The sequence below is a fragment of the Microcoleus sp. Pol7_B2 genome (assembly GCF_036701035.1).
Taxonomy (GTDB): domain Bacteria; phylum Cyanobacteriota; class Cyanobacteriia; order Cyanobacteriales; family Microcoleaceae; genus Microcoleus.
Genome location: NZ_JAUBQB010000078.1, coordinates 24959 through 34797, shown reverse-complemented (window position 1 = coordinate 34797; position 9839 = coordinate 24959). Strand labels below are relative to the sequence as shown.

Below are 9839 nucleotides of genomic sequence, written 5' to 3'. Positions count from 1 at the left end.
TGGTCAAGCGGGATCCGCTAGGGGACGATCGCCCCTTCCATTATATAATCATCCGATCACAATAAATCCACCCTGCCCGGGAGGGGGGCTAGAGGGGATGGATATCTCATGGTCAAACAGCCATCTGTAACTGCGTTTGACCTGTTTGTTAACAAATATGCTCCAAGCCATAAAAACGAGCAGGGTTATCCCAAACAATTTTTATGCACAATTTCCTGAGAAAGTTGCTCTTCTAGAGCTACCACTTCCTTAACCACATCGGGCTGATGATCCATGTGAGGATAATCCGAGCCAAAGATTAAGTTATCTGAACCGATCGCCTCTATTATTTGGGCTAAATAAGGCTCGGAAGGCTCGATCGCAATAAAGCACTGGCGACGAAAGTATTCGGATGGCTTCATTTTGACACGATCAACGACTTCCCATTGCAAATCTTCATATTCGCGATCGAGTGGCCACAGCCAGTAGGGAAGCCAGCCGCAGCCAGACTCCAGCAACCCCACTTTCAGCAGAGGATGACCCTCTAATGCTGATATCAGCGGTGAAAAATTCCCAACTAGGAGAAGTTCACTCTAAAGTTGCGAAACTGCGATCGGCCTAACTGACCTATTCCTCTCAAAAACAGCCCTCGGTTTCAAAGCAATTCTCAACAACAGCCACAGCGATCGCCATTCTCCGGGAGTTTCCTGCCGCTGCCACTGGCCCGGGCGACAGTACAGCATTTCGATCAAACAGCGGTGCTGGCTAATGTTCAGGCGATCGAACGCAATTCGCACAGTAGGAAATTCCACAAAACTGCCGTTTTTTCCATCCCGAAAACTCGACTCCAACTGAGATTTATCGCTAACCAACTCAATTTTAGCCACAGGAATAAAACAGTTCTCTTCCATAATTTCCAGAGTCGCCGAATCGCAATCAATTAAACCTTTAGCCAAACGACGCTCAGTGTCCAACTCAATAACAGACGGCGCTACCGATCTCCTTGCTTTGACTGCCGCACTGCGAGAGAGCGCTTTTATTTTACCCTGCGATAAGCTTGTCTCAAAGGCATATTTTGGCAAAATCTCTGCTGCTGTCAAACTTTCTTTACTGCCTTTATTTTTCACCGCAAAACTTGGCCACTGGGTCAAAGCAACTTCAGCGCCACTTTCCGAAATTACCGTTGTTATACCCCAAAAACTTTGACGGCCAATATTCAATTGTACAACCCTGCGTAAATTGAACCATTCGTAAATGTCCGGCTTAGGAATATCCACTAAAATCAGCAATGCAATCCCGATCATCAGCAGGTTGTAAGCGCTCCAAATCCATCCCAAACTCATTCCTTTTGACAAATCTGCACTTTCTGATATTGACTGTACGGTGCCAACATTTTTAACTAAATTAATATTTAAATTGTGCCACAAACTGAATGCTGTAGCTGCGAACAAGACAATCAAAGGCCATCCCAAATTCCAGTTAAAATGAAAGCGATCGCTCGCCATTCCTTTTGGCGTCACCTGAAACCCTTTCCCAAAGGGATTCAGCATGGAACTCACTACCGTCACCCCTAAAGGAATACACTGGACGAACGAATAAATATCGGAAAGCAAAGCCGAGCCCGATCTGCTGTTCAGCCAAGAAAACACAGTAAGTTGCACCAAATAGTACGGCAGGAAAAAGTACAGCAATTCCCGCGCACTTGCCCGCAAAGGAATTATGTCGAAAAACGAATAACCTAAAGGTATCAACAGATATAAAACCTTGGTTAAACTGGTAAACCAGTGCAGCAATCCTTCCAAATGAGACAGCCTTTGTACGAATGTGAGACCGCGAATTGTTAAAGGATTGGAATCAATAAAAAATGCCTGCAGCGTGCCTCGCGCCCAGCGTAGCCTTTGATTTAGATGAGCCTCTATATTTTCAGCCGCCAAACCAGCACTCAATTTTTCATCTAAATAAACTAAGCGATATCCGGTTGCTGACAGCCGAATTCCGGTAAAATAATCTTCGCAGATTGAATCTGTGACCAAGCCTCCCGCTGTTTCTAAAGCACTCCGCCTAACTACAAAAGATGTACCGCAACAAACCACGCTGTCGGCGCTGTCTTTAATGATTTCAATTTGCCTGTAAAATATTTCTTCTTCCGGCGCGAGCACATTTTCTAAACCTAAATTACGGGAGATGGGGTCGTGGTTGTAAAAGCTTTGCGGTGTTTGAACGAGGGCGATTTCGGGATTTTGAAAAAATCCAACTGTTCGAGTTAAAAAGTTTTTAGTGGGAATAAAATCTGCATCGAAAACTACAATTAGTTCTCCATTAGTTAAGCCTGTGGCATGGTTAATGTTTCCAGCTTTGGCGTGAATATTATCGGGCCTGGTTATATACTCGCATCCCAGTTCTTTGGCCAGTAACTTGATTTCATGCCGCTTAGTATCGTCGAGCAAATATACTTTTTTGTTGGCATAATCTAAAGCTTGACAGCCGATTACAGTGCGCCGTAAAATAAAAGCTGGTTCGTTGTAAGTTGGGATAAAAATATCTACGGACGGGGTGAAGTTTCCAGCTTCAACTGCAACTGCCATGCGATCGGCTTCTCGACGCCGGTCTTTCATTCTCAGCATTAAATACAGTTGAATACTGGTGTTGAAAACCAGTAGCATTTCTAGGAAAAACAGCCCCAAACTAAAGATACCGTTGAGGGGATCGGTTAAATTTAGAGTAGCGAGCGATCGCCATAAAACGTAGCGAATTGTTAAAGCCAGAACTATTGCAACTACTACAGCGCGCGACCATTTCTGCGGTTGAGGCGAAATTTTAATTGCAGCTAAAGCAACGGAGACAAGCGCGATAGTCGGCACTAACAAATACATCTTGCTCGTAGCAGGCACTTGCAGCAACACAGGCGGGTTTTGCTGCCAAGTGTTGATTGTGGCAAAAATATCGCTGACAGTACCTTCACCTGAAAACCAGGCCCAGGCGATCGCACCTGCGAAAGCAATCGCCCCCAACACGACTAGCGTTGCCGCCGGCACCCGCGAAATCCGCCAAAAGTGGCGTTTCAAGTCTTGAATATCAAATCTTGAAGTTGTCATAAAATAATTTTAAAGTTCCGAGCGTGTATGCAACAGTAAGGGTTTCCTGCTGTCCACTTTTTAATTCAGTTGAAAATTCCGACACACCCCCATTACTATATTTACATTTTTTAACATTTTGACCATTGTATGATAATTCATCTTGCTTGCTGTTGCCAAACTTCTTAGCGAGTCCAAACCTGGCAAAATATAGCAGAAGGAAGAAGGAAAAAGGCTTTAGTTATCGTCGCGATAGAAGTCAGAAGCAATCTTCGGCAAGGATTTCAGCAATTAAGAACCTCCTAACTTACCTTTTGCTGACATTGCTGCAAAAGGCTTTCGGGCCTGTTCCACAATAAAAAATTTTTATTGTGGGCCGTTTCTCGGACGCCACCCCTAAAAAGCTTATTGAAAATGCTGCCACATCTCAGTCCTAACCGTCGGGCGCGCTTGCTATAGTTAAAAAAAAATTATCTTGTCTACAAATCAAATAGGATTGCTATATCAAACTATAGCAATCCCTAGGACTTAACAATTAGACGAATTTGACATCTAACTAAAGGTAGATTAATTTTATATTAATTTTAAAAAAATTACCGCTATCGCAGCCCAAAAACCCAGCCATCAAAAAACTAATCAGCAATTTCTAATTGCGAGATTGCATAGCGCGCGACAGCCAAACTAACCCTGGCTTGTTCTATTTCCGACAATTGGGCCCAAGGTCTTTTAGTCGCCATGACCAATTCCCCCCCTTCCGAATCAACATCTCGCATGGCATAAGCCAAAGGACGTGCCAACACCTGCAAATCTTCCTCAGCCCACTGAGGCAAAATATCTAACACGCACTCTACCATTTGGTCAGCTAAAGATTGATACTTAACAGTTGCGTTTTGCACGCTTTGAGCGATGCGGCCCAGAAAATCTTGAGGAACGCGAGCAAATTTTTCGCGCAAAGACTTTTGCAGAGCAGTCGTCAGCCAAACTTGTTCTAATTGCGAGAATAAAACTTGCGATTTCAGGGCAATATCGCTGTCGCTGAAGGAATCAGATAGCGCAAATTCCTGCTCTAGGGCAGCCAAATAAGATTCTGATTCAAGCTGTGCAGGATTCCAGGGATAAGCAACATCAGTCTGAACTATTGTGGCGAGAAGTTCCATCTGGGCCTGAGTTTGTGAGTCGCGAAAATATTCAGAATCAGGAGATTGGGTAGCCATGATGTAATACCTCAGGGGGAAAAGGAAAATATAGAAGGGGGACTGTGCCAAGAGCTAGTTGGGAGCTATCAGTGGTAAGTAACTCTTTTAAATTCAGATTGGAGACTCAACGCCCAGAACTTTGCTGTGCCACTCGCCGCTTGCCTTCATTAGCTACACGCGCACCTTAATTCGTTCCGCAATCAGTCTCACTGTAGCCCGAAGTTTTAGCAACCTCAATAGTGAACTCAAAAATCTGACCTTGAGAACTGCCAAATTTTAGCTGAGTGCCCGATCGCAGCAACAATTCTTGGTGGTGAACTCTCTGCCATCCCTCAGGCCCCAAAACAAGAGTCCCATAACGAGAAAAATCGCGCAGGAAGTAGCTAGGTTCGCCCCGGCTATCTCCGATAGTGTTTCGGCAGAAAATCTCGGCGTGTTTTTGAGAAACCCACTGTTCTCGAATCACTACGTCGTTTTCTTCCCAGCGTCCGACTCGAACCATACCTGCGCGAATCGGCCAAACCTGATTGGTCGATTCGGTGGATTTGGCATTTGGTCGATCGCGCCCCCGCAAATAAGCACAAGACGGCAAGCGTCCCAGCCAAGTAGAAGAATTTAAAGGCAATTCAGTTTTGAGGTCATCTACCGGCTCAGTTAGCTGACCGTCAAACTCAGGGTGCATATACAGCACAGGCAGCGTCCAAGCCGGTTGATTGAACTTGTAGAGCGTTAGTAACTGCTGTCTGGCGACGGCGACTGCCCGATCGATCGACATCCGTCCGGCCAAAGCTTGGGCAAAAGTTTGGATAAAACTCAGGGCCTCGCGATCGGCGATCGAGTCGCGCATCCCCAACACCGCAGGCACGCCGTGATGGATCAGTACCTCAGCCAAACTGCTGCGGGCGATCGCCTGTTGCTGGCCGTTAGTTGAGTGCAGCCTCTCCACCGCCGGCTGAGCTCCCCAGCAGGCATTAAACACCGCCAGAGTCACGCGGCATCGAACTAATACCTGAGCCAGTTCAGTACCGTTAATCGCCGTTTCCGGCCGCAAAAACAGCAAACCGCCGTCGGGGCCCGGTATTCCGTGGCCGGCGTAAAACAGAATGTTGTAAGCTTGCGTTTCCAGCCGAGAAATTAGTTCTGCCGGAGTAGGTTCGATCAGAGTATCGACGCGAGTCGGAACGCTGATGTCAAAATATTTGCCACTGTCGTCGGTTTGAAAAGCACTTTCCAGAACGCCCGCTAAGGCGAGTGCTTCTTCTCCCAACTGCAAATGACCGTTATTGCTGTTGGAAAATTGGGAATTAGCACCGCGGCCGGGTTCTGCTTGTCCCAAAACTAGCAAAATGTTGAGTGACTCCGCAGGCTGGAGGGGTGGCAAAGGTTCAACATTGCTGGTAGTGCGGCTGAACAGCAGTTGCTGCGACAGAGAAATTGCCGGTTGACCGGCTTGCGGCTGCATAATTTCCCAAGGCAAAGCAATTAAATACGGTTCGCGCAACTCTATGCGTACTCGCAGGGGTAGATTTTGCCCGATCGCAATACCTTTACTTTCCTGGAGACTACCCTGAATCGGGCCTTCAAACAGCCACTGCCAAAGATTAATCCCCAAATGCTGCATCAGGCGGCTGCTGTAGCTTGCTGGTGGCCGAGGCGGATGCTGATCCCCCTTCTCGCCCCACCCCCGTTGACCGAGGTGGAGCGGCACAGAGGGCGTCGCTGGAGCGAGGTCTAGCGACTGAGGACTTCGTTGTTCAGTTTCTGCCAGTATATTCTGGTTGTTTTCCGGCGAGACGAAACTGCCATCAGGATTTAGGGGCAATTCGTGAATTGTCCCGGAGGGCGAAAACATTTCCTGCCAAGCTTTCCAAGATTGGGAGAGGGTATCGGGCCACATACAGTCGTGGTGAACATACCCGCTGGGATAGGGAGCTTGTAGAACCCAAGTGGCAAAATGGTTTGCCCCAGCGGTTCTCAGGCGAGCGATCGCTATACTGAGGCAAGGACTTTCAGGGCGCGCCATTCACAACTATCGACTCTGGATATAGGGTTGGATTGAGTTTATCTATTCGTAGTTTATCGGGTTTGGGGTGCGATCGAGTGCGTGAGATTGCTTTGGGATGCTTCACTTTTACTTAGTGCCCAAAAATTTATCTAAATTCGGTAAATCTACCCAAGTTCCCGTAGCATTCGACTCCTGGGTCAAATCCATCAACAACTGAGAGTAAACCCCTTCTCTGAGCGACGGTATCAACGATTTACCGCCATCTATTGCTTCTACCCACCTATCTACTACTCGAATAAACGGTGCAATCCTCCCGTCTGGATAAACTTGAGGAAACTCCAATCTTTGAGGAATTTTGATTTCAGCTAAAGGTTCTCCACCTTGGGAACCCCACAAGCGAAATCCGTGGACGTAATCTTGCTGGTTATCGCTTCCCAACACCAACGTACCCTTACTCCCGTATATTTCCACCCAGTGTCCTCGCCCTTGATAAGTAACAGAACTCAAACAAACTTGACAAGGAGTTCCCCCGGCTAATTCCAACATCAACGTGCACGAATCATCGGCATCAACTAATTTTAAACTTCCCCAATCATTCGGATCGGGCCGCCGCGAAATTCCTGTAATCAAATGCCCAGAAAGCCTCTGCGGCGGGCCGAACAGCCAGCTAATATAATCAAAAACGTGAGAACCTGTCGCGCCCAAAACTCCGCCGCCTCGCTCTTTTTGCGCGTACCAATTCCAGGGGCGACTCGCATCAGCGCGGCTCGACACCAGCCAATCTATCTTAATTAAACGCTTTTCTCCCACATATTCTGCTGCCAATAATTCTGCTAGCATTTGCCATGCGGGGATGAAGCGAAACTCAAAGTCCATTGTGGCAATTGCTCTGGAACCACCATTTTTAAAATCGGTTTGAGATTCGTTGTTTGCCAATCGGTAAAGTTCCCTGGCTTCATTTGCTGTAAGGGCTGTGGGTTTTTCTAATAATAAATGCTTGCCTGCTTCCAAGACGGTTTTTGCCATTTCAAAATGCAAAAATGGCGGTGTGGAAATGCTGACGCCCGCCACTTCTGGGATGGCTACTATATCGGCGATCGAGTCGCAAGCGTAGGGGATATTGTGGGTAGAGGCGATCGCCTTTGCTTTGTCTAAATTCCGGTGATAAACAGCCACAACCTCTGTCCGATGATGGGCCTGGAATCCGGGAAGGTGTACTTTTTGACCGAAACCTGTACCGACTACTGCAACGCCAATTTTTGACATAATTTAATAATTGGGAATTGGGGATTGGGAATTGGCAATTGGCAATTGGGGATTGGGAATTGGCAATTGGCAATTGGGGATTGGGAATTGGGAACAACTAACAAATAACTAACGACTGTAAATCTGCCTCACGGTCGATAATTAATCCGTGTATCCGTGTCCTAATCTGTGTCGTGCTTGGCTTCTTCCCTCATCCTTCTTCCTTCTGCCTTCTTCCTTCTTCCTTCTCCACCCATTCAATTACTTGTTTGCCCAAATTAACGCCGTCAAACAAGTCAATTTCTCTGATCCCTGTAGGGCTGGTGACATTAACTTCTGTGAGATAACCGCCAATAATATCAATGCCGACAAAGTACAGTCCGTCCCGTTGCAGCACTGGTTCTAACTGAGCACAAATTTGCAGTTCGCGATCGGTAATTTCTGTTTTTGCGACTCTGCCGCCCACGGCCATGTTGCCGCGAAATTCATTGCCAGTGGGAATGCGGTTGATAGCACCGATGGGCTTGCCGTTCAACAATATAATCCGTTTATCTCCCTCTTTTGCTTCCGGCAGATAGGTCTGAACCATCACTGGAATTTGCCCTTGTTGAGTGCTAATTTCGACCAGGGAGTTGAGATTGCGATCGTCCGCTTCCAAAAACAAAATCCCTTCGCCCGCTTTGCCGCCCAAGGGTTTAAGAACTGCTGGTCCTTTTTTCTCAACAAATTGCCGAATTACTTGCTTGTTTTGAGAAACAATTGTCTCGGGGATCGCTCCCTCAAATTGCAAAGCATACATCTTTTCATTCGCCGCCCGCAATCCTTTGGGACTGTTAACTACCAAAGTTTTACCCGGATCGATGCCATCTAAAAGGTAAGTAGCGTAGAGGTAAGGAATGTTGACTGGGGGGTCTGTCCGCATAAATACTGCGTCCATTGCTTCTAGAGGCTGCAAAGTAGGCTGTTCTACCTGGTACCAAGCCTCAGCAGCCTCCCAGCGTCCATCTACCACTTTTACTGGGGTGAGGGCTACCCGACTCAGCATTGCCCAGGTTTTGCCGCCGATGACGCTTAGTTCGTTGGCTTGAGTCGCCCAGACTTCGTGACCCAACTCTTGAGCGGCTTCCATCAGCGCTACGCTGGTATCGTGTCCTGGAATTAGTCGCGCGAGGGGATCGATGATGAATGCAAATTTCATTGTCAATTAAAATTAAGAATTGGTCGAAGGAAAATTAGGGCTAACTGAAAATTCGACAGGGAATGCCTCATTTTGCTGCTAGCAGCGGGTCTAGCTGGCCTAGAGCATCGAGTTTGTGAATTTCGTCGCAGCCACCTATGTGTTGGTCGTTAATGAATATTTGTGGCAGGGTGCGGCCTCCGTTGGCTCGATCGCTCATTTGAGCCCGTGCTGCTTCATCTCCGTCGATCGCGTACTCTGTAAAATCAATCCCTTTTCGCTTTAGCAGTGCTTTGGCACGAACGCAAAACGGGCAGGTTCTCCAAGTGTAAATTTCTACTTTAGGGATCATGGGACGCTCAAACAATAACAATATTTTTTAATTGTAATCTTAACCATAGTGCGGACTGTTTTTACTTTCTAGGCTGAAACCCTCGATTTTTCGTTGGTAGCAAACTTGCCTAGGAGCCTTGCAACCCTTATTCTACGGTTGGCTATCAACAACTGTCCGAAGCATGGATCTTAACCAATCTTATTTTAATTTTTATATTTTAATTTTTATTATATATAGCAACCTTATCTGTTGCACCGGAGGTTATTCATTGCTGAAACCCTTGCCGGGAAGTGCATTTGCCTTCTTCCTTGTTTTTACCCTGACTGCAGACCCTATCGCTTTCTTCCTTCAACATCCGGCTCTCTTTGCAGCGCACAAGCGAGGTGTCAAGTTATTTTTTATACAATTTTTTATATAAATTTAAGTAAACCAATACCCGCGCTAAAAAAAACGGAGACATTGTAAAGGCAAACAGGTTGGTCATCAGCCTGCCTAGCGCTGCGGACCAACCTGATTGTTTCGCTTTCTGCACGAACAGATCATTCCTGCACCTGTCAGTAGGACTGCGATCGCAGTACCCGGTTCAGGAATAGAAGTTGTGTCTCTCGAAGGTGGGGTTCTGTATATTTCGGACAAACCCCGCTGGCTCGGCAATTGCGGGTCGGATGCCGTTGGGCTTGGTGCCGGCGTCGGGGCACAAGCAGTAGAATAATTTCCCGGACCGCAGACATCTACTGCTGCTGCCGGAGGGGCGGCAGCTAGATAGTAAAACGCTGTTGCCATTGTGGCAGAGAGTCCAATTGCTAGTTTTGCCAGTGGCGTACACATA

At 47.0% G+C, this 9839-nt stretch carries 8 protein-coding genes; all 8 read right to left on the bottom strand.

Going from position 1 to position 9839, the window contains the following annotated elements; genetic code table 11:
- Positions 1–185: 185 nt before the first annotated feature.
- The 8 genes from QUA57_RS23155 to QUA57_RS23120 all read right to left on the bottom strand — a co-directional run bounded on the left by QUA57_RS23155 (position 186) and on the right by QUA57_RS23120 (position 9838).
- The gene (locus QUA57_RS23155) at positions 186–503 is read right to left on the bottom strand and encodes an amidohydrolase family protein (protein ID WP_333063748.1); all 318 of its coding nucleotides are present in this window, start codon (positions 501–503) and stop codon (positions 186–188) included.
- A 69-nt stretch (positions 504–572) separates the two neighbouring features.
- On the bottom strand, positions 573–3074 hold the full coding sequence (locus tag QUA57_RS23150; protein ID WP_333063749.1) for a glycosyltransferase family 2 protein: 2502 nt from the start codon (positions 3072–3074) through the stop codon (positions 573–575).
- A gap of 611 nt (positions 3075–3685) precedes the next feature.
- Positions 3686–4267 carry a hypothetical protein gene (locus QUA57_RS23145; protein ID WP_333063750.1) on the bottom strand — a complete coding sequence of 194 codons (582 nt, stop codon included), beginning with the start codon at positions 4265–4267 and terminating at the stop codon, positions 3686–3688.
- A gap of 166 nt (positions 4268–4433) precedes the next feature.
- Positions 4434–6272: a CHAT domain-containing protein gene (locus tag QUA57_RS23140; RefSeq protein WP_333063751.1), complete on the bottom strand. Its 1839-nt coding sequence runs from the start codon at positions 6270–6272 to the stop codon at positions 4434–4436.
- Between the two features lie 108 nt (positions 6273–6380).
- A complete protein-coding gene (locus tag QUA57_RS23135; protein WP_333063752.1) occupies positions 6381–7520 on the bottom strand; it encodes a Gfo/Idh/MocA family oxidoreductase in 1140 nt (379 codons plus the stop codon).
- 190 nt (positions 7521–7710) lie between these two features.
- Positions 7711–8697 (bottom strand): glutathione synthase, encoded by a 987-nt coding sequence (gene gshB / locus QUA57_RS23130; protein WP_333063753.1) that lies wholly within the window; start codon positions 8695–8697, stop codon positions 7711–7713.
- Positions 8698–8764: 67 nt separating this feature from the next.
- Positions 8765–9028 carry a glutaredoxin 3 gene (grxC, locus tag QUA57_RS23125; protein WP_333063755.1) on the bottom strand — a complete coding sequence of 88 codons (264 nt, stop codon included), beginning with the start codon at positions 9026–9028 and terminating at the stop codon, positions 8765–8767.
- A 474-nt stretch (positions 9029–9502) separates the two neighbouring features.
- The gene (locus tag QUA57_RS23120; RefSeq protein ID WP_333063757.1) at positions 9503–9838 is read right to left on the bottom strand and encodes a PEP-CTERM sorting domain-containing protein; all 336 of its coding nucleotides are present in this window, start codon (positions 9836–9838) and stop codon (positions 9503–9505) included.
- Between the last annotated feature and the right edge of the window lies 1 nt (position 9839).